Here is a 19,577-nt window from a genome sequence, read left to right on the forward strand (position 1 = left end):
GGAGGGGCGGCGGGGGCGCCCCCCCCCCCCACCCGCCCTCCCCCCCCCCCCCCCGCACCCCCCCCCCCCCCCCCCCCGCCCCCCCGCCCGCCCCCCCCCCCCCCCCCCCCCCCCCCCCCCCCCGCCGTCGTGCGGATCGTCCGCGCGGGAGGACGTGGATCGGCGGCCCCCGCACCGACGCTGGGTCGACCGACGTCCACCCGCACCCCTGGGGCAGAGATGACCACGGACCTCCAGCAGCCGACCGACGCCGACCTCGACCAGATGGGACCGGTCGACTACCTCGTCGTCGCCTTCCCGGCCGACCGCATGACCGGCGAGGCCCTCCCGCTGCTGGTCGACCTCGTCGACCGCGGCGTCATCCGCATCCTGGACCTCGTGTTCCTGCGCAAGGACGCCGACGGCTCCGTCACGGCCCTCGAGCAGGCCGACCTCCGGCGGATGCAGGTCCTCGAGGCGGCGCTGTTCGACGGCGCGCGCTCCGGCCTCCTCGGCGACGACGACCTCGCCGAGGCCGCCGCGGCGCTGGACCCGGGCACCGCGGCGGGCATCCTCGTCTACGAGAACGTCTGGGCGGCGCCGTTCGCCCGCGCGCTGCGGCGCTCCGGCGGCCAGCTGGTCGCCTCCGGCCACGTCCCGGTCCAGGCGATCCTCGCGGCGCTCGACGCCCTCGAGGCGGAGCAGCCGGCCCCCGCCGAGGGGACCTGAGCACGCGGCCGCTCAGGGTCGGGTGCTCCACTCCCGCTCGGCGGCGGTCCAGCCCTCCGTCCACTGACGGTCCCGGCGGGCGTCCAGGGACCAGCACAGGACCACGTACAGCACCCCCGTCACGAGCGGCACGCCGACGAGGACCAGGCCCCCCGTCGCCACCGCCGACCCCGGGATGGTGGCGGGGTCGAGCGGTTCCCGGGTGACCCTGCCGCCGGCGTCCACCCACACGGACACCCCCGTCCCGGCCGGGGCGCCGGGGCGCACGTGCAGGACGCCCTCGCGCGGCTCCCCGTACGGCCCCGGCCAGGTGGCGCGCGCCGGCGCCGCCCCGGCCACGCGGTCCCCGGGTTCCTCCGGGTGGTCCACGCCGGGGGCGTCCTCGAGCAGCACGGCGCGCACGCGGTGCCGCTCGGCGGCCTGCGCCTCGGCCTGCGCCTCGAGGGAGTGCCGCGTGGCGGTCGTGGCGGCCACCGCCAGGGGTGCGGCGGCCAGCAGGGCGAGGACGACGGCGAGCCGGCCGAGCACCTGCAGCCGGTCGGTGCCGCGCTTGAGCGGCCCCGAGCCCAGGGTGAACCACCTGACGGGGTGCAGCGGGCCGTTCACGGCGGGTCCCGGGGATCACGCGGGCGGCGCGGGCGCCCGGCGCGGCGGGCGGGGGAGCAGGAAGGCGGCCAGCCACCCCACGACGGCGAACCCGCCGACCACCACGATCGCGGTGAGGAACGGGGGGTTGCCCGCGGCAGCCGCGCCCACGAGCACCGAGCCGGCGATCGCGACGCCGAGCGAGGACCCGAGGTTGGAGACGCTGCGCGAGACCCCGGAGATGTCGCCCTGGACGTGCTCCGGCCACGCCGACTGCACCACGTTGACCGACGCGGTCAGCATCGCGCCGACGCCGAAGCCCATGAGGAACAGTCCGGGCCAGAACGTCCAGATCGCGGAGTCCTGGCGGGCCAGCGCCAGCAGCAGCGCGAGCCCCGCGACGGTGAGCGTGAAGCCGGCCCGGATCAGCAGGCGCTGCGGGTGCCGGCTGGCCATCCGCTGCGCCGCGCCGGAGGACAGCAGGATGCCCACGGTGGCCGGCACCAGCATGAGCCCGGTCTGCACGGCCGAGTAGCCCCGCTCCTGCTGCAGGAAGACCGAGATCACGAAGAACGAGCCCTGCATGACCAGCCACTGCACGGTCTGGGTGGTCAGCCCCAGGTTCGACGTGCGGTTGCGGAACAGCGACGGCGAGACCAGCGGCGTGCGGCCGTGCCGCTCGCGGTTCTGCGCGTGGAGGAGGAAGACGGCCAGGAACACGCCGCCGAGGGCGACCAGGACCCACACCCGGGACGAGGTCCAGCCCTGGGTCCCGGTCTGCAGGATCCCGAAGACGACGAGGAACAGCCCGGCGGCCGACAGGACGGCACCCAGCAGGTCGAAGCGCGGGCGCTGCGCCGGCAGCGGCGGGTCGTCGATCCGGCGGGCCAGCAGCACGATCAGGGCCACGACGACGGCCTGCAGCACGAACGACGCCCGCCAGCTCACGTAGCTGGTGATCAGGCCGCCGATCAGCGGCCCGGCGGCGGCACCCAGCCCCGCGGCGCCGCTGACGACGCCGAACCACTTGGCGCGGGTCTTCACGTCGTCGAACACGACGGTGATGAGGATGTAGATCGGCGGGATGAGCAGCGCCGACCCGATCCCCTCGAGGAGCGAGTAGCCGACGGTCAGCAGGAGCAGCCCCGGCGCGAGCGCGGCCAGCAGGGCGCCGGCGCCGTAGACCGCCAGGCCGAGGACGAAGCAGCGCTTGCGCCCCCAGATGTCGGTGAGCTTGCTGCCGGGGATCATCAGCGCCGCCATCGTCAGCGTGAACAGCGTGATGGTGGTCTGGATCCCCGCGACGTCGGTGTCGAGGTCGTCGGCGATCGTGCTGATCGCGACGTTCATGTTCGACGCCGCGTAGCTGGCGATGAACTGCGCGAGGGCGAGCGGCAGGACGACCGCCCCGGCCGTCGCGGTGGCCGCCGCGCCCGCGGCGCCGGTCCTGGTCACGGGAGGACCTCCGGGTGGGGATCGGCGCCGCGGCGGACGGGGTCAGGACGTGCGCTGCTCGGGGATGGCGTCGGCCAGGGCCTCGGCACCCAGGACGGCGCGCAGGATGTTGCCGGCGGCCGCGGTGATGCGCGGGGTGCCCACCAGCGGGGCGATGGCGACGAGCACGGCCTGCGCCTGCTCGACGGTGACGCCCGAGTCCTGGGCCATGCCGAGGGTGACCGCGTAGGACGCCGGCGGCGCGCCGACGGCCACGAGCACGGCCAGGCGGACGAGCAGGTAGGTGTCGGGGTCCAGGCCGGAGCGCTCGAGCGCGTCGAGGTTCATGGCGAGGACGGTCTCGATGACCGGGGCGTCTCCCCGGGCGAGGCCGTCGAGGGTGTCGTCGGGGACGGTCTGGGTCATGGCTCCTCCTGGGGTGGGCCGACGGCGGGGGTGGACCGGCGGTGCCCAGCCTCGGCAGCGCGGGCGCCGCCGGACCTCCCCCTGCGCGGACGACCCGGCCGGCTCAGCCGGCGCCGACGACGTGCGGCGCGCGCCCGTCGAGAGCCGCGTCGAGGGTGACGGCCGCGTCGATGAGGGCCAGGTGGGTGAACGCCTGCGGGAAGTTGCCGATCTGCTCGCCGGTGAGGGCGATCTCCTCGGAGTACAGGCCCACGTGGTTGCCGTAGGTCAGCATCTTCTCGAAGGCGGTGCGGGCGTCCTCGAGCCGGCCGGCGCGGGTGAGCGCGTCGACGTAGGCGAACGTGCACAGCGAGAACGTCCCCTCCGACCCGCGCAGCCCGTCGGGGGAGGCCTCGGGGTCGTAGCGGTAGACCAGGCTGTCGGTCACCAGCTCGCGGTCCATCGCCCGCAGGGTCGACTCCCACATCGGGTCGCGGCCGTCGATGAACCCGACGGTGGGCATCCGCAGCAGCGCGGAGTCCAGGACGTCGGTGTCGTAGTGCTGGACGAAGGCGTTGCGGGTGCGGTGGAAGCCGCGGTCGAGCACCTGGCGGTAGACGGCGTCCCGCTCGGCGGTCCAGCGCCCGAGGGAGGCGGGCCGGCCGTGCTCGGTCGCCAGCCGGATGCCGCGGTCGAAGGCCACCCAGCTCATGACCCGCCCGTAGGTGAACGGCTCCCGCCCGCCGCGGGTCTCCCAGATGCCCTCCTCCGGCTGGTCCCAGTTGTCGGCCAGCCAGTCGAGCACCCGGGTGACCGCCGCCCAGCCCTGCGCGGGCAGCGGCAGGCCGGCCCGGATGCCGCTGTAGAGGCTGTCCAGCGCCTCGCCGTAGATGTCGAGCTGCAGCTGCTCGGCCGCGCCGTTGCCGATGCGCACCGGGGCCGAGCCCCGGTAGCCGCGCCAGTGCTCGAGCACGTCCTCCTTGAGGTCGGAGGAGCCGTCGATCCGGTACATGATGTTGAGCGGCCCGCTGTCGCTGCCCGCCCGCTCGCGGATCCGGTCGCCGAGCCAGCGCCCGAAGTGCCCCGCCTCCTCGCGCATCCCCAGCCGCAGCAGCGCGTGCACGGAGAACGACGCGTCCCGCACCCAGGTGAAGCGGTAGTCCCAGTTGCGCTCCCCGCCGACCTGCTCGGGCAGGGCCGCCGTCGGTGCGGCCACGATGCCGCCGCTGGGCGCGTAGGTCATGAGCTTCAGCGTGATCGCCGACCGCTGGACGTCCTCGCGCCAGCGGCCGCGGTAGGTGGACCGGTCCACCCAGGACCGCCAGCCGGCGATCGTCTCGGCGAGCAGCGCCCGGATCTCGGAGGGGCGGACCTCCCGCGGCCGGGCCTCCGCGCCGGTCTGCAGCACGACGCCGCGGAGCTGCCCCGCCTCCAGCGTGAGCGTGGCGTGCACGTCGGTGCCGTCCAGCCGGGCCTGCCCCAGCCGCTCGTCGTCGGGCTCGCGGACCAGGTGCAGCGTCATCCGGGCGCTGTCGGACGTGAAGACGGCGCCGCCGGAGGAGGCCTCCACCCGGTGGGCCTGCCGGCCGTAGTCGAAGCGCGGGGCGACGTCGATCTCGAAGTCCACCCGCCCCCGGACGCACTGGACCACGCGCACGATGCGGTGGTCGTCGGTGGCTGCGGTGCCGGCCATCGGCATGAAGTCGAGGACCTGCCCCATGCCGCCCGGGGTGAAGAAGCGGGTCACCAGGACGGCGGTGTCGGGCAGGTACATCTGCGAGGACGTGTACTCGGTGCCGGCCGGGCGGATGCGGAAGTGCCCGCCGCGCTCGTCGTCCAGGATCGCGCCGAAGACGCTCGGCGAGTCGAACCGGGGGGAGCAGAACCAGTCGATCGACCCGTCGGTGGTGACCAGCGCGGCGGTCTGCAGGTCGCCGATGATCCCGTGGTCGGCGATGGCCGTCTCGGGCCGGGCGGTCGCGGGCGGGAGGGTGTCGGTCATGGCGGCGACCGTGCTGCCGGGGACGGGCGGTCGCCTCATCCCCGGTGGGTGATGAACCCCGGACCCCCTGCCCCCCAGGGTGGGACGCCGTCGGCGGGCGCCCCGCCTCTGCCGCGGCAGGGAGGTGGGTCCCGTGCGCCGCTTCGCCACCGGTCTGCTGCTGCTCGTCAGCACCGTCGCCCTCGTCCTGGCGAGCACGTCGCTGTGGCTGCGCCAGAACGTGGTCGACACGCAGGCGTTCGTGACCAACGTGGAGACGGTCGTGGACCTCCCGGAGGTGGAGGCCCGCGTCACCGAGCAGGTCACGACGACGGTGATGGCCACCAGCGAGGTGCAGACCGCCATCGACGACGTCGTCGCGGCGCTGCCCGAGCGGCTGCAGACGTACCGGTCGACGGTGGAGGGCGGCGTCAGCTCGCTCGTGTCGGCCGGCGTGAGCCGGCTGCTGGCCTCCGACCCGTTCCGCCCGCTGACCGAGGCCGCGCTCACCTCCGCGCACGACCAGCTGGTCGCCGGCGAGGCGGTGCGGTTCACGCTCGGGCAGGCGAAGGACCGCATCCCCGCCTCGCTCCGGGACGGCCTCGCCGGCCAGGTCCTCGACCTCGTGCCCGACGACGTCGGCGTCACCCTGCTGACCCCGGCGCAGAACCCGGAGGTCTACAACGCCGTCGACCTGCTCCGGTCGGTCTGGTGGTGGCTGGGCCTGGTGTCGCTCGGCACGCTCGCGGGCGCGCTCGCCGTCTCCCGGCACCGGCGCGGCACCCTGCGGGCCTGGGCGGTGACCACGGCGGTCCTCGCCCTGCTGGTCCTGCTTGCCCTGCGGATCGGCCGCGGTCTGGTGGTCCAGGGAGCCCGGCCGGACAACCGGGACGCCGTGGGCGCGGTGTACGACGTCTTCGCCGGCGACCTGCGGTCCTGGACGCTGTGGCTGCTGGTCGGCGCCGTGCTCCTCGGCGTGCTGACCGTCGCGTGGGGGCGGCTCGGCCTCGTCGCCGGCGTGCGGCGGGGCGCGGCGTCGGCCCGGGACGAGCTGCGGCGCCGCCGGGAGCGGGCGCGGGCGGCGCGGGCGGCCACCGCCGGGGAGGCGGCCGACGGCACCGGGCCCGGGGCCGTGGTCACCGCCCGGGAGCCCTGGACGCGGCGGACCGTCGTCTGGGCGCGCGCGTTCGCCGACGGCCTGGACCTGCCCGGCCGGACCGCCCGGTGGGGCGCGGCGGTGCGCGACCACCTCGGCCCGGCGCGGTGGGCCGGGATCGCGCTCGGTGCCGTGGTGCTGCTGCTCTGGCCGTCGCCGACCCTGTCGGTGCTGATCTGGGTCGGCGCCCTGGTGGCGCTGTGGATCGGTGCCCTGGAGTGGCTGAGCGGCCGCGCGCCGGCCGCGGCCCCGGCCGCGCCGGGACCGGGCGTCCCCGCCGCGGACGGGGTGCCGGCCGGGGTGCCCGCCCCCCGCCCGGGGCCGGAGGTGGGCGGCGTGCTGGTCGGTGCCGCCGCCACGGCCCCCGGGACGGCGGCGGCGGGGACGGCCGGAGGGCCGGCGGGAGCCGGGCCGCTGCCCGCGCCCGCGCCGGTCCCCGAGGCCGAGCGGCTGGTCCCGGCGCTGCCCCCGGAGGCGATCTCCACCCTCGAGGACCGGCTCGACCTGCTGCTGCGCCTGGGCGCCGCCCGTGACGCCGGCGTGCTGTCCGAGGAGGAGTTCCTCCGGGTGAAGGGCCGGCTGCTGGCCTCGTGAGCGTGGCCTCGTGAGCGTGGCCTCGTGAGCGGGCCGGGTCAGCCGTCACCGCCGGGCGCGGCGGCACCCGTCTGGGCCGCCCGGCGGCGGTCCACGGCGCCGAGGAACAGCTTGAGCACGAGCCCGATGAGCACCAGGTCGCCGACCATCAGCAGCGTGGTGAGGACCCGGGCGACGGTGCTGACCGCGGTGATGTCGCCGAAGCCCACCGTGGTGAACACGGTGACCACGAAGTAGACGCCGTCGACGCGGTCCAGCGGCTCGCTGAACGCCCGCGGGTCGGTGCCGGACAGCTGCACGAACACGGTCGCGAACAGCAGCAGGAACAGCGGCAGCGACAGCGCGATGCCCTCGACCGCCTGCAGCCCCGGGTGCCGCGAACGCAGGATCGCCCGCACCTGCACGACGACCAGCACGCCGACGGCGAGGACCCCGGCACCGAGCGCGAGGACCGTGCCCGCGGTGAACGCCCGGTCGAGGGGGAGCAGGGCGTAGACGACGAGCAGCCCCGCCGTCGTGAGCAGCGTCCGCGCGACGCCCCGCAGCAGCGGGCCGCGCCCGGGCAGGCCGTGCGGCAGCTCCGCCGGCCCGGCGGTGGCGCCGGGTGGCCGGTCGGTGCTCGCCGGGCCTCCCACGCGCGCAGCGTCCCGGTGCCCGTCCGCGCCGCGGATCACCCGGCCCGGGTGACCCGGGTCAGACGTCGCGCTGCACGGGCACCCGGCCCGCGGCGGCCGCCTCGGCCAGCTGGCGGTGGTCGCCCTCGGTGACGTCGGCGCACGCCTCCGCGTAGTCGGCGAGCGCGTGCTCGAACGCCGGCGAGGAGCCCAGGTAGCCGGTGATCGCGATGCGGTCGCCGGTGCGGGCGTGCGCCCGGGCGAGGCACCAGGCGCACACCGTGCCGAGGGTCTGCAGCCCGTCGGGGCGCAGGTCGCCGAGCTCGATCGACCCCTTCCAGTCCCGCAGCTGCCGGAGGTAGAAGTCCCGCTCCACGCCGTCGACGCCGGCGGTCCGCTCCCAGCCGAGGAACACGTCGCTGGCCTGCTGCATGAGGCGCTGGCCGGCCACCACCCGCTCGCCCTGGTGGGTGTAGCGGCTGGGCCCGACGAACTCGGCGTGCACCGAGGGGCCGGCCTCCTTGACCTGGAGCAGCAGCGGGTCGTCGTCGTCGCGCCCGACGAGCAGGACCACCCAGCAGCGGGTGCCCACGCTGCCCACCCCGACGACCTTGCGGGCCATGTCGACGTACGCGTACCGCTCCAGCAGGGTGCGGCGGTCCACCTGCAGCGAGCTCCGGTACTGCCGGATCAGGCCGTGGAAGGCGCCGGCCGGGTCCGGTCCCTCCGCCCCGGGCACGAGGTCGCGCAACGGCGTCAGCAGCGGGGGCTCGGCCTTGATCCGCAGCCGGCCGTCGACCACCTCGGTGAGCTTGCCGAACGCCTGGAGGCTGTCGCGGGTCCGCGCCCGCTCCAGCGCGCGGGTCAGCCGCTTGCGCGCGCCCGGTCCCAGCTGCGGGGCCAGGTCCCGCTGCAGCGCCTCGGCGTCGAGGCCGGCGTACCAGACCTCGATGTCCCGCTGGGCGGCGAACTCCGCCATCGCCGTCCGGTAGCGCGCGCCGGCGGCGACGGTGACCGCCCGCCGCTGCTTGCGGGGGAGGCCGTTCTCCCGGGCGGCCAGCTCCAGGCTGGCGACCAGCCGCCGGACGTCGTGCTCGAACGGGCCGGGCAGGGTCTCGTCGAAGTCGTTGGTGTCGAACACCAGCCGCCGCTCGGGGGAGCCGAACAGCCCGAAGTTGGCCGCGTGCGCGTCCCCGCACATCTGCACGGTCAGCCCCGAGCGGGACGCCCCGGCCTGGTCGGAGGCCATGACGCGGGCGGCGCCGCGGTAGTAGGCGAAGGGGGACGCCAGCATCCGCCCCCAGCGGATGGGCACCAGCTCGGGCACCCGGCCGGCCGTCTGCTCCTCGAGCAGGGTGAGCGGGTCGCGGGTGCGGGTGGCCCGCGGGGACTCGGCGAGCGCGTCGAGCGGGGCGCCGGCGCGCAGCGCCTTCCCGGCGGCCCGCCGCTGCTGCGGCGTGGGCCGCGGCGGCCGCCCGGCCCCGTGCGGCGGCCGGTCCTCGACGACGACCGCCGTCCCGGTCAGCACCTCGTTGCCGTCCAGCACGGTGCCGCCGCCCCCGCGGCGCGCGTCCCGGGTCGTGGTGGTGGTCCGGGCCGTCCGGCGTCCGGCTGCGCCTGCGCTCATGGCCCGACGGTGCCGGGACGGGCGGCGCGGTGGCCTCATCCGGTGGGGATGAGGCCGTCCCGCTCCCGGACGGCGACCCTCGGCGCCGGAACTCAGCCCGTGAGGAGACCGCGATGAGCACCGACCTGTCCCGTCCCTCCGTGACCGCCCCGCCCCGGCGCAGCGGCGCGCGCGTGGTGGTCGGGCTGCTCGGCCTGGCCGTCGTGGTCCTCGGGGTCGTGCTGCTGGCCAACCCGGTGGCCGCCGCGCGCAGCCTCGCCCTGCTCGTCGGGATCTCGTTCATCGCCGGGGGGCTCCTGGAGATCGCCGTCGGGTGGGACTCGGGGCGCTCCCGCGGGGCGTCGGTGCTGCTGGGCGCCGTCCTCGTGGTCGGCGGCGTGCTGGCCGCGGTCTGGCCCGGCGTGACGCTGTGGACGCTCGTGCTGGTCACCGGGCTGTCGCTGATCGTCCACGGCGCCGGCCGGATCGCGCTGGCCGCCGTCGGGCGGGACCGGGTCGACGGGCGGGGCTGGCTGGCCGCGCTCGGCGTCGTCGACGTGGTCGTCGGCGTGCTGGCCCTCACCTGGCCGGAGGCCACGGTCCTGGTGCTGTGCGTCCTGTTCGGCATCCAGGTGCTGTTCCTCGGCCTGGCGCTGGTGGTCGTCGGCTTCCTGCGCCCCGCCGGCAGCCAGTGACGGGGCCCCGGGGACACCCGGGACGACGAGGACGGACGAGGAGGACGGGAGCCGACATGCCAGGACTGCTCCGCGGCGTCGCACGGACCGCCGCCATCGCCGGCACGGCCACCGCCGTGTCCAACCGCGTCTCCCGGCGCCAGGCCCACCGGTGGGCCGAGCAGCAGGCCCCGGAGGCGCCGCCGCAGGCGCCCGCGCCGGTGCCCCCGCCGCGCGTGGACACCGACACCAAGCTCGCCCAGCTGCGCGAGCTGGGCCGGCTGCACGAGTCCGGAGTCCTGGACGACGCCGAGTTCGCACTGCAGAAGAGCCGGGTCCTCGACTCCTGACCCTCTCCTCCTGACCCCGGGCCGCCGGCCCGGTGCACCCATCCCCGAGGGAGCAAGTACATGGCCACCATGACCGTCTGGACGTTCCCCACCGCCGACGGCGCCGAGCGGGCCCAGGCCACGCTCGGCGACCTGCAGCGGCGGGGCCTGATCAAGATCCACGACGCGGCGATCGTCACCTACCCGGAGGGGGCGCGGAAGCCGAAGACGCGTCAGCTGAACAACCTGGCCGGGGCCGGCGCCCTGGGCGGCGCGTTCTGGGGGATGCTGTTCGGCCTGATCTTCCTCGTCCCGCTGCTCGGCATGGCGGTCGGCGCGGCGATGGGTGCCCTCACCGGCAGCATGACCGACGTCGGCATCGACGACGCCTTCATCCGCCGGATGCGCGAGGAGATCCGGCCGGGGACCTCGGCGCTGTTCGTCCTCTCCTCGGACGCGGTCGTGGACCGGGTCCGGGAGGCGTTCGAGGGCCAGGACATGACCCTGGTGGAGAGCAACCTGAGCAACGACCAGGAGGCCAAGCTGCGCGAGGTCTTCGCCGACACGGAGGCGCCGGCGCCCGCGACGGCGGGCTGAGCTCTCCCTGGACGGGGCCCGGCCGCAGCCGCGTGCGGCCGGGCCCCTCCGCGTGCCGTCGGCCGGTCAGTGCACGAGCGCCTTGAGCACGACCAGCCCGGTGCCGACGAGGGCCACGAGCGCGCCCCGGAGAGCCGCGGAGCCGGGGGGCGACCCGGCGAAGCGGGCGGCCCAGTAGCCGTAGAACCCGATCAGGCCCACCCCGGACCACTTGGCGACGGTGAACGCGGTGCCGGTCGTGAGCACGCCGAGCGCGGCCAGCAGGAAGAACACGGCGGGGAACACCACGCCGAACCCGACCGCCCCGGCGTCCTCGGTCATGTGCACCACTTCGGTGCGGGTGACCCGCCGCCGCGTGCTGGTCTCGGTGCCCACCACGCCGCTGTAGACCTCGGCGAGCCCCACGGCCGCGGCGGTCCCGAGCAGCCACACGGCCATCACCCACGGCGACGGCGGGTGCTGCTCGACCGCGACCACCAGCGCCAGGCCGATGATCGAGCCGTAGACGACCCGGCCGACCTGCCGGGAGCCCAGGTGCGCCTCGAGTCCGGCTCGCATGGGCCGCAGCGTGGGGGGCCGCCCGCGGGCCGCACATCGTCCGCCCGGTGCGATCCCGGCGGCCCCGGGCGTCCGTAGCGTCGGCGCCCCCACGTGCGTGTGGAGCCGTCCATGACGACCGAACCGGTGACCCGAGACGCCTCGGTGGCGCCCGCCGTCCCCGCGCCGCGCCGGGCGCCGGAGGAGGGGCCCCCGCGCCGGCCGGGCCGCCGGTGGCTGCGCCGGCTGCCGCGGTACCGCTGGAGCGGGCTGGCCGGGGCCGTGCTGCTCGGCTGCCTGTCCCTGACGCCGTCGCTGCTGCCCCGCGGCTGGGTGGTCCAGGGCCTGGTCGCGGGGATCACCGCGGCGATCGGCTACGGGCTGGGGACCGGCCTCGCCTGGTTCGTCGCGGAGGCCACCGACCGCCGGATGTCCGCGCGCTTCCGGCGCCGCGCGTGGCAGGTGCTGGCCGTGGCCGGGACGGCGCTGGTCGTGGTCTCGCTGTGGCTCGGCGCGCGCTGGCAGCGCGAGGTCCACCTGCTCATGGGGCTCGACCCGCCGCGCGGGTACTCCTCCGCCGGCATCGTCGTCGTGGCGGTGCTGCTCTTCGTGGTCCTGGTCGCCCTGGGCCGGGGCGTCCGGTGGCTGGGCCGCGGGCTGGTGCGGCTGCTGGCCCGCGTGCTGCCGCGGCGGCTGGCCCGGCCGCTCGGCGTCGTGGGGATCGGGGCGCTGGTGCTGTTCCTGGTCAACGGCGTGCTGTTCCAGGGGCTGGTCGAGGCCGCGAACTCCGCGTTCAGCGTGCAGGACGACAGCACGGGGGAGGGCGCCGTCCGGCCCACCGGCGCCGAGCGGTCCGGTGGGCCGGGCTCGCTGCTGCGGTGGGAGGAGCTCGGCCGGCAGGGGCGGATCTTCGTGGGCACCGGCCCGACGCCGGAGGACCTCGCCGCGTTCTCGGGGCGGCCGGCGCTCCCGCCGGTGCGCGTGTACGCCGGGCTGGCGTCGGCCGAGGACGTCGAGGAGCGCGCGGACCTCGCCGTCCGCGACCTGGAGCGGGCCGGCGGCTTCGACCGGGCGGTGCTCGCCGTGGTCACCACCACCGGGACCGGCTGGGTCGACCCGGCGGCCGGCGCGGCGCTGGAGCACGTGTTCAACGGGGACACCGCGATGGTGTCCATGCAGTACTCCTACCTGCCCAGCTGGCTGTCCTTCCTCGTCGACCAGGCCAAGGCGCGGGACGCCGGGCGGGCGCTGTTCGACGCGGTGTACGGCACCTGGTCCCGGCTGCCGGTGGCCGAGCGGCCGGACCTGCTGGTGCTCGGCGAGAGCCTCGGCAGCTTCGGCGGGGAGGCCGCGTTCAGCGGCCTGGCCGACATCCAGAACCGGGCCTCCGGGGTCGTCTGGGCGGGGCCGCCGAACTTCAACGCGCTGTGGCGGGACCTGGTCGCCGACCGGGACGAGGGGTCGCCGGAGTGGCGCCCGGTGCTCGACGGCGGGCGGACCGCGCGGTTCGCCGACGAGGCCGCCGACCTGGCCGCGCCGCCCGCGCCGTGGGGGGACTCCCGGGTCGTCTACCTGCAGAACGCCTCGGACCCCATCGTCTGGTGGTCCCCCCAGCTGCTGCTGACCCGGCCGAGCTGGCTCGAGGGGCCGCGCGCGCCGGACGTGTCCGAGGCCATGACGTGGCTGCCGTTCGTCACCTTCTGGCAGGTCACCGCCGACATGGCGTTCTCCACGAGCGCCCCGGACGGGCACGGCCACCGGTACACGGCCGACTACGCCGACGCGTGGGCCGCGGTCGCGCAGCCGCCCGGGTGGACCGATGCCGACACCGCGCGGCTGCGGCCGCTGCTCGGCCGGTACTGACGCGGCCGGCGCGGGCACGTGACGGCGTCGGCCCGCGCCCGGCTGCGCAGCGGGACCGTCGTCGCGGCGATCGCCGTGCTGGCCGTGGCCGGCCCGCTGGTGCGCCCGCCGTGGTGGGTGCGCGGCCTCACCGGCGCCGCCCTGCTCGCGGGGGCGCGCCTGTCCGGGCTCGGCTGGACGGAGCTGGGCCTGGGCCGCGACCGGCTGGCGGCGGGCTGCCGGTGGGCGCTCGGGGCGGTGGGCGTCGTCGGCGCCGTCTACCTCGTGGGGGTCCTGGTCCCGCCGACCCGGCCGGCCTTCCTGGACGACCGCTACGACCTCCCGCTCCCCGGCGTGCTGGCGAAGGTGCTCCTCAGCATCCCGCTGGGCACGGTGGTCCTCGAGGAGGTCGCGTTCCGCTCGGTGCTCTGGGCGGCGCTGGCCCGGCACTGCCGGCCGTGGCCGGTGCTGGTCACCACCGCGGTGGCGTTCGGCCTGTGGCACGTCCCGACCGTGCTGGTCGCCGAGGGCGGCGACCGCGGCCTCCCCGCCGGCGTGGTCGCGGGCACCGTCGCGGTGACCACCGCGGGCGGCCTGGTGTTCGGCGGGCTGCGCCGGCGCAGCGGCAGCGTCGTCGCCGCGGCCGGCGCGCACTGGGCGACCAACGCGCTCGGCGTCCTCGCCGGGCCCCTGGCGCGGCGGCTGGACGCGGCGGGCGGGTCCCCGGGCCTCGTCCTCGGCGGGTGAGGCCCGGGACCGCCCCGTCCCGGGACCGTGGCACGGTCCCGGGAACGTCCGTCCCCCGGGGCGAGGAGGCGGAGATGAGCGTGGCCGTCGAGCCGGTCCCGGCGGACGGCGACGCCGTCCCCGGCGCGGACGCGGTCCTCGGGCCGCTCGTGGCCCGGCTGTCGCAGGAGTACGGCGCGGACCCGGTGGAGGTCCGGGCGCGGGCGGTGGCCGCGTTCGCGGCGTTCGCCGGCGCCCGCGTGCAGGTGTTCGTCCCGATCCTGGTGGAGAAGCGGCTCCGTGAGCGCTACCGCGTCCGGCGGACGGCCGGCTGACCCGGCCGGCTCCCGCCGGCCGGGGAGGGCCGGGACGCCGGTCCCGCCCGGGCTCCGGGCGCTGCGCGGCTACCGCCGGTCCTGGCTGCCCCGCGACGTCGCCGCCGGGGTGGTCCTGACCACGCTGCTCGTGCCGCAGGGCATGGCGTACGCCGAGCTGGCGGGGCTGCCGGCGATCACCGGCCTCTACACGACCATCACCTGCCTGCTGGCGTACGCCGTGTTCGGCCCGTCCCGCATCCTGGTGCTCGGCCCCGACTCCTCGCTCGGCCCGATGATCGCGGCGACCGTCCTCCCGCTGGTGGTCGCGGGCGGGGACCCGGAGCGGGCGGTCGCGCTGGCGTCGGTGCTCGCCCTGATGGTCGGGGTGGTGATGGTCGTGGCCGGCTGGACCGGCCTCGGCTTCGTCGCCGACCTGCTGTCGAAGCCGACCATGATCGGCTACATGAACGGGCTGGCCCTGACCATCCTGGTCGGCCAGCTGCCCAAGCTGCTCGGGTTCTCGGTGGACGCCGACGGGGTGGTCGGCGAGGCGGCCGGCTTCGCGGAGGGCGTGGCGCAGGGGCAGGCGGTGCCGGCCGCGGCGGCGGTCGGGCTGGGCGGGGTCGTGCTGGTCCTCGTGCTGCAGCGGTGGTGGCCGAAGGTGCCGGCGGTGCTGGTCATGGTCGTGCTGGCCATCGCCGGCAGCGCGGCGTTCGACCTCGGGGAGCGGGGGGTCGACCTGGTCGGGGAGCTGCCGCAGGGCTTCCCGCCGCTGACGATCCCGTCGGTCGGCTGGTCCGACCTCGGCGTGCTCGTCGCCGGCGCGCTGGCGATCGCGCTGGTCTCCCTGGCCGACACCATCTCGACGGCGTCGTCGTTCGCGCAGCGCACCGGCCAGGAGGTGCACGGCGGGCAGGAGATGGTCGGCATCGGGACGGCGAACCTGGCCGCCGGGCTGTTCCAGGGCTTCCCCGTGAGCACCAGCGCCTCGCGCACCGCCGTCGCCGAGCGGGCCGGCGCCCGCACCCAGCTGACCGGGGTCACCGGCGCCGCGCTGGTGCTCGTGATGATCGTCTTCCTGCCCGGCCTCTTCCGCGACCTGCCGCAGGCGGCGCTGGCGGCGGTCGTCATCACCGCGTCCCTGTCGCTGGCCGACCTGCCGGGCACCGTCCGGCTGTGGCGCCAGCGCCGCGTCGAGTTCACCCTCTCGCTGGCCGCCTTCGCCGGCGTGGCGCTGCTCGGGGTGCTGCCGGGCATCGCGGTCGCCGTCGGCCTGTCGATCCTCAACGTGTTCCGCCGGGCCTGGCACCCCTACGAGACCGAGCTGGGCCGGGTCGCCGGCCTGCCCGGCTACCACGACGTGCACTCCTACCCGGACGCCGGCCGTCTCCCGGGCCTGGTCATCTACCGGTTCGACGCGCCGCTGTTCTTCGCCAACGCCAAGACCTTCCGGGACGAGGTGACCGCGCTGGCCCGCAGCGAGCCCGCGCCCCGGTGGGTCGTCGTCGCGGCCGAGCCGGTCACCGACGTCGACACCACCGCCGCCGACGTGCTGTTCGAGCTGGACCGGACCCTCGCCGGCCGCGGGCAGAGCCTGGTGTTCGCCGAGCTCAAGGACCCGGTGCGCCGCAAGATCGAGCGCTACGGCCTCGCCCGCGAGATCGGCGCGCGGGACTTCTTCCCCACGATCGGGGCCGCGGTCCGGGCCTTCCAGCAGGAGACCGGCGCCGACTGGCCGGACGCCGGCCCGTCCGCCGCCTCCCCGCCGTCGCGCGTCCCCGGCCCGCGGGACGCGCCGCCGGACGCGGGCCGGGGCAGCGGCGCTCAGCCGTCCGTGCCGGGCGCCTGAGCGGTCCGGTCCGCGCCGACCGGTGCCGGCCGGGCCGGGGGAGCAGCCGGTTCCACCCGGGGCGGCCGGCCCCGCGCCAGGGACCACAGCGACGACCACTGCACCCGGGCCCGCGGCGCGCGGACGCCGGGGCGGTCCCGCGGCAACCGGACCCGCAGCACCCCCGGGCGGACCGTGCACCGCACCGGCGTGGCCAGCCGCACCGTCTCGCCGTCGATGCCGACGGGGACCTCGGGCACGTCGGCGGTGACCAGCACCTCCCGTGCCTCCGCCGTCCGGATGCCCCGCTGGTGGGCGCCGCGCAGCAGATCGACGGCCTGCCGCGCGCTGTCGACCCGGATCGCGATGACGCCGAGCACGCCGCGGTCCAGGCGGGACCGGCGGCCGATCCCGGCGAGGTCGGACTCGTCGTAGGAGCCGTTGCTGACCAGCACCGCCTGCGGCCCGTCGACCACCAGCGACCCCGCCTGGGCGCGCAGGTGCGCCCCGCGCCGCCGGCTGAGGAGGTCGGGCAGCGCCGCGAGGGTGGTGCCGGCCTTGTCCTCCCGGTACCCGGGGTCCTCGACGATCTCGGCGTACGCGCCGAAGGAGGCGTTGTTCACGAACGGCCGCCCGTTGACCGCGCCCAGGTCGATCCGCGCCTCCACGCCGTCGCGCAGCGCGTCGAGGCAGCGGGACGGGTCCTCCCGGTCCAGGCCGAGGTCGAGCGCGAAGTGGTTGCGGGTGCCGGCGCTGATCACCAGGAACGGCACGCCGTGCTCGGCGGCGACGTCGGCCACCAGCGCCTGCGTGCCGTCGCCGCCGGCCACGCCCAGCAGGTCCGCGCCGCGGGCGAGCGCGTCGCGGGCGAGCTGCTGCACGTCGGTCCCCGGCCGGTCCAGCAGCGCCACCTCCGCGCCGAGCTCCTCCGCCCGCTCCCGCAGCGCGAACCGGCCGACCTTGCCGCCCCCGGACCGCGGGTTCATCACGAGGAACGGGTGGCGGGGCGGCGGCACCTCGGTGACCGGCAGCGCCCACGCCGACGGGTCCGGCCGCAGCGCGGCGCGCGCGGTGCCCAGCGCGGCGGCCCAGAGCAGCGCGGCCAGGACGGCGGACAGCACCAGGTCCTCGGCCAGGAAGACGACGACGAGCGCGAGCGGGGCCGCCACCACCAGCGCGAGGGCGAACCACCGCTTGACGCGGCCGTGGCGCAGGAACCAGAAGACCCCGGCGACGACGGCGACGGCGGTCCCCACCACGACTGCCGTCAGCCAGAGGCCGCGTCCGTTGGCGGACTCCAGCAGCACGAGCAGGGCGGCGGCGGCCAGCGCCAGCGCGCCGCGGGCCTCCCACCGTCGGGTCCGCGAGGTCTCCACGGCGCACCTCCTCCGGCCGGCGGAGGGGATGCTGCCCGGCGCCGGGGCGGTCCGGGCTCACCCTCCGGGGACGGTTCCCCGGCCAGGGGTGGCGCTGCGAGCCCGGTTTACCGAAACTGGAACGGCCCCGCCGGGCCGGCGACGGAGGGCCTCCGGTCCGTGGCGCGCCGGCCCGGCGGCGGTCTGCGGGGAAGGACGGGGTGGCGTGGCGGCGAGCGCGGCGGACCTGCGGCGGCGGTGGGCGGCGGGGGAGCCCGCGCACGGGCTGTGGAGCCTGCTGCCCGGCGCGGTCACCGGCGAACTGCTGGCGCGCACCGGCGCCGCCTACGTCGTCGTGGACCTGCAGCACGGCGCCACCGCCGAGGCCGACCTGCCGGGGACCGCGGCGGCCATCGCCGCCGCGGGCGCGGTGCCGCTGGTCCGGACCCGCAGCCCTGCCTTCGCCGACGTCGGCCGCCCGCTCGACCTCGGCGCCCGCGGCGTGATCGTGCCCAACGTCCGCGACGCCGCGCACGCCCGCGAGGTGGTGGTGGCCACCCGCTACGCGCCGGCCGGGACCCGGTCGATCGGGCGGCTGTCCGGCGGCGCGGACGAGCCCCTGGTCGTGCTCATGGTGGAGGCCGCCGGCGCGCTCGAGGACCTCGACGCCCTGCTCGCCGTCGAGGGGCTGGACGGCGTGTACGTCGGCCCCGGCGACCTGTCCCTGTCGCTCGGGCTGACGGGGGAGGAGCACCGCGGGGAGCTGCGCGGCGTGCTGTCCTCGATCGTCGCGCGGGCGGTCGCCGCCGGCGTGCCCGTGGGCGTGCACGCCTACAGCGGGCAGGAGGCCGCGGGGTTCGCCGCCGAGGGCGCCACGATCGTCACGGTGGCCGTCGACGCCGCCGTGCTCGGCGAGGCGGCGGCGGGCCACCTCGGGGCCGCCCGCCGGGGGGCCGACCCCCGCTGACCGGGCCGCCCCCGCCGCGACGGGATACTCGTCCCGGCGGGGTCCGGCGGGCGGTCCCCGGTCGAGGAGGTCCCCGGAGTGCCCAGAGCCCTGCTGCTGGAGAACATCGACCCGGTGGCGGCCGACCTGCTGCGGGAGGCCGGTTACCAGGTGGAGTCCCTCCGGGGAGCGCTGGACGAGGCCGACCTGGTCGACGCGCTGGACGGCGTCGACCTGCTCGGGATCCGGTCAAAGACCCAGGTGACCGCCGAGGTCGTGCGCGCCCGGCCCGGCCTCGCGGCGGTCGGCGCCTTCTGCATCGGCACCAACCAGATCGACCTCGCGGCGGCCGCGGCCGCGGGGATCGCAGTGTTCAACGCGCCGTACTCCAACACCCGCAGCGTGGTGGAGATGGCGATCGCGGAGATCGTCATCCTGGCGCGGCGGCTGGTCGACCGGGACCGCGCGCTGCACGCCGGCACCTGGGACAAGTCGGCCGCCGGCAGCCACGAGATCCGCGGCCGCACGCTCGGCATCGTCGGCTACGGCAACATCGGCAGCCAGCTGTCGGTGCTCGCCGAGGCGCTGGGCATGCGGGTGCTGTTCTACGACCTCGAGGACAAGCTGGCGCTGGGCAACGCGGAGCGCTGCGACAGCCTGGAGGAGCTGCTCGAGCGGGCGGAGACGGTGACGCTGCACGTCGACGGGCGGGCCGGCAACGCCGGGCTGTTCGGCGCCGAGCAGTTCGCCCGGATGCGCCGGCGCAGCCTGTTCCTCAACCTCTCCCGCGGGTTCGTCGTCGACCACGAGGCGCTGCGCGAGCACGTCCTGTCCGGCCACATCGCCGGGGCCGCGGTCGACGTGTTCCCCCAGGAGCCGCGCGAGCAGGGCGACCCGTTCGACTCGGTGCTGCGCGGCCTGCCCAACGTCATCCTCACCCCGCACGTCGGCGGGTCGACGCAGGAGGCGCAGCACGACATCGGTCGGTTCGTCGCCGGCAAGCTCGTCGACTACACCACCACCGGGACGACGACGCTGAGCGTCAACCTGCCGACGGTGGCCCTGCACGGGTCGTCGGCGGCCCGGTTCGCGCTGCTGCACCGCAACGTGCCCGGCGTCCTCGCCCGCGTCGACGCGCTGGTCGGCGAGCACGGCCTCAACGTCGACGGCCAGGTCCTGGCCACCCGCGGCGAGCTCGGGTACGCGGTCACCGACGTGAGCGCCGAGCTGCCGGCGGACCTGCTGGCCGCGCTGCGCGCCCTGCCGGAGACCGTCCGGCTCACCACCGTGGGGCGCCGCCCCCGCTGAGCCCCTGTGAACACGGAACGGCCCCCCGGCTGACG

General features: G+C 76.8%; 19 protein-coding genes. 11 read left to right on the plus strand and 8 right to left on the minus strand.

The window, feature by feature from the left end:
• Positions 1 to 219 precede the first annotated feature (219 nt).
• Positions 220 to 708 carry a DUF6325 family protein gene (locus ACI79L_RS02565; protein WP_456935259.1) on the plus strand — a complete coding sequence of 163 codons (489 nt, stop codon included), beginning with the start codon at positions 220 to 222 and terminating at the stop codon, positions 706 to 708.
• 12 nt (positions 709 to 720) lie between these two features.
• Here ACI79L_RS02565 and ACI79L_RS02570 read toward each other — a convergent pair whose 3' ends face one another.
• The 4 genes from ACI79L_RS02570 to ACI79L_RS02585 form a co-directional block, all read right to left on the minus strand.
• Positions 721 to 1,314 (minus strand): Rv1733c family protein, encoded by a 594-nt coding sequence (locus tag ACI79L_RS02570; RefSeq protein WP_456935260.1) that lies wholly within the window; start codon positions 1,312 to 1,314, stop codon positions 721 to 723.
• A gap of 15 nt (positions 1,315 to 1,329) precedes the next feature.
• On the minus strand, positions 1,330 to 2,748 hold the full coding sequence (locus tag ACI79L_RS02575) for an MFS transporter (protein ID WP_456935261.1): 1,419 nt from the start codon (positions 2,746 to 2,748) through the stop codon (positions 1,330 to 1,332).
• Between the two features lie 42 nt (positions 2,749 to 2,790).
• On the minus strand, positions 2,791 to 3,153 hold the full coding sequence (locus ACI79L_RS02580) for a carboxymuconolactone decarboxylase family protein (protein WP_456927234.1): 363 nt from the start codon (positions 3,151 to 3,153) through the stop codon (positions 2,791 to 2,793).
• A gap of 103 nt (positions 3,154 to 3,256) precedes the next feature.
• Positions 3,257 to 5,134, minus strand: coding sequence for a glycoside hydrolase family 15 protein (locus ACI79L_RS02585; RefSeq protein ID WP_456935262.1), 1,878 nt, complete (start codon positions 5,132 to 5,134; stop codon positions 3,257 to 3,259).
• A gap of 133 nt (positions 5,135 to 5,267) precedes the next feature.
• Between ACI79L_RS02585 and ACI79L_RS02590 the strand changes: the two genes are divergently transcribed.
• A complete protein-coding gene (locus ACI79L_RS02590; protein WP_456935263.1) occupies positions 5,268 to 6,863 on the plus strand; it encodes a hypothetical protein in 1,596 nt (531 codons plus the stop codon).
• 38 nt (positions 6,864 to 6,901) lie between these two features.
• Here the strand turns inward: ACI79L_RS02590 and ACI79L_RS02595 are convergent, their stop codons facing one another.
• Positions 6,902 to 7,498, minus strand: a complete 597-nt coding sequence (locus ACI79L_RS02595) for a potassium channel family protein (protein WP_456935264.1) — start codon at positions 7,496 to 7,498, stop codon at positions 6,902 to 6,904.
• Between the two features lie 58 nt (positions 7,499 to 7,556).
• Positions 7,557 to 9,104 carry a DUF2252 domain-containing protein gene (locus ACI79L_RS02600; RefSeq protein ID WP_456935265.1) on the minus strand — a complete coding sequence of 516 codons (1,548 nt, stop codon included), beginning with the start codon at positions 9,102 to 9,104 and terminating at the stop codon, positions 7,557 to 7,559.
• 113 nt (positions 9,105 to 9,217) lie between these two features.
• On the opposite strand from ACI79L_RS02600, the gene ACI79L_RS02605 reads away from it, so the two are divergent.
• From ACI79L_RS02605 to ACI79L_RS02615, 3 genes are read left to right on the plus strand one after another with little or no spacing between them, the layout of a single operon-like run.
• Positions 9,218 to 9,778 (plus strand): HdeD family acid-resistance protein, encoded by a 561-nt coding sequence (locus tag ACI79L_RS02605; protein ID WP_456935266.1) that lies wholly within the window; start codon positions 9,218 to 9,220, stop codon positions 9,776 to 9,778.
• Positions 9,779 to 9,834: 56 nt separating this feature from the next.
• Positions 9,835 to 10,107, plus strand: a complete 273-nt coding sequence (locus ACI79L_RS02610) for an SHOCT domain-containing protein (RefSeq protein WP_456935267.1) — start codon at positions 9,835 to 9,837, stop codon at positions 10,105 to 10,107.
• A 60-nt stretch (positions 10,108 to 10,167) separates the two neighbouring features.
• The gene (locus tag ACI79L_RS02615) at positions 10,168 to 10,683 is read left to right on the plus strand and encodes a DUF1269 domain-containing protein (protein WP_456935268.1); all 516 of its coding nucleotides are present in this window, start codon (positions 10,168 to 10,170) and stop codon (positions 10,681 to 10,683) included.
• A gap of 66 nt (positions 10,684 to 10,749) precedes the next feature.
• On the opposite strand, the gene ACI79L_RS02620 is transcribed toward ACI79L_RS02615, so the two are convergent.
• Entirely contained in the window at positions 10,750 to 11,241 is a 492-nt protein-coding gene (locus ACI79L_RS02620) for a hypothetical protein (RefSeq protein ID WP_456935269.1), read from the minus strand.
• Positions 11,242 to 11,352: 111 nt separating this feature from the next.
• On the opposite strand from ACI79L_RS02620, the gene ACI79L_RS02625 reads away from it, so the two are divergent.
• The 4 genes from ACI79L_RS02625 (at position 11,353) to ACI79L_RS02640 (ending at position 15,954) form a co-directional block, all read left to right on the plus strand.
• Positions 11,353 to 13,083 (plus strand): alpha/beta hydrolase, encoded by a 1,731-nt coding sequence (locus ACI79L_RS02625; RefSeq protein ID WP_456935270.1) that lies wholly within the window; start codon positions 11,353 to 11,355, stop codon positions 13,081 to 13,083.
• Between the two features lie 18 nt (positions 13,084 to 13,101).
• Entirely contained in the window at positions 13,102 to 13,809 is a 708-nt protein-coding gene (locus ACI79L_RS02630; RefSeq protein WP_456935271.1) for a CPBP family intramembrane glutamic endopeptidase, read from the plus strand.
• A gap of 74 nt (positions 13,810 to 13,883) precedes the next feature.
• Positions 13,884 to 14,123 carry a three-helix bundle dimerization domain-containing protein gene (locus tag ACI79L_RS02635; RefSeq protein ID WP_456935272.1) on the plus strand — a complete coding sequence of 80 codons (240 nt, stop codon included), beginning with the start codon at positions 13,884 to 13,886 and terminating at the stop codon, positions 14,121 to 14,123.
• Positions 14,089 to 15,954: a SulP family inorganic anion transporter gene (locus ACI79L_RS02640; RefSeq protein ID WP_456935273.1), complete on the plus strand. Its 1,866-nt coding sequence runs from the start codon at positions 14,089 to 14,091 to the stop codon at positions 15,952 to 15,954. The genes ACI79L_RS02635 and ACI79L_RS02640 overlap by 35 nt, the downstream gene beginning before the upstream one ends.
• Here ACI79L_RS02640 and ACI79L_RS02645 read toward each other — a convergent pair.
• On the minus strand, positions 15,930 to 17,309 hold the full coding sequence (locus ACI79L_RS02645; protein WP_456935274.1) for a diacylglycerol/lipid kinase family protein: 1,380 nt from the start codon (positions 17,307 to 17,309) through the stop codon (positions 15,930 to 15,932). The genes ACI79L_RS02640 and ACI79L_RS02645 overlap by 25 nt on opposite strands.
• A 205-nt stretch (positions 17,310 to 17,514) precedes the next feature.
• Between ACI79L_RS02645 and ACI79L_RS02650 the strand changes: the two genes are divergently transcribed.
• Entirely contained in the window at positions 17,515 to 18,255 is a 741-nt protein-coding gene (locus ACI79L_RS02650; protein WP_456935275.1) for an HpcH/HpaI aldolase family protein, read from the plus strand.
• Positions 18,256 to 18,333: 78 nt separating this feature from the next.
• Complete coding sequence (gene serA, locus ACI79L_RS02655; protein WP_456935276.1) at positions 18,334 to 19,542, plus strand: phosphoglycerate dehydrogenase; 1,209 nt, start codon at positions 18,334 to 18,336, stop codon at positions 19,540 to 19,542.
• The last annotated feature ends 35 nt before the right edge of the window (positions 19,543 to 19,577 follow it).

The sequence above is a fragment of the Geodermatophilus sp. SYSU D00684 genome (assembly GCF_054050455.1).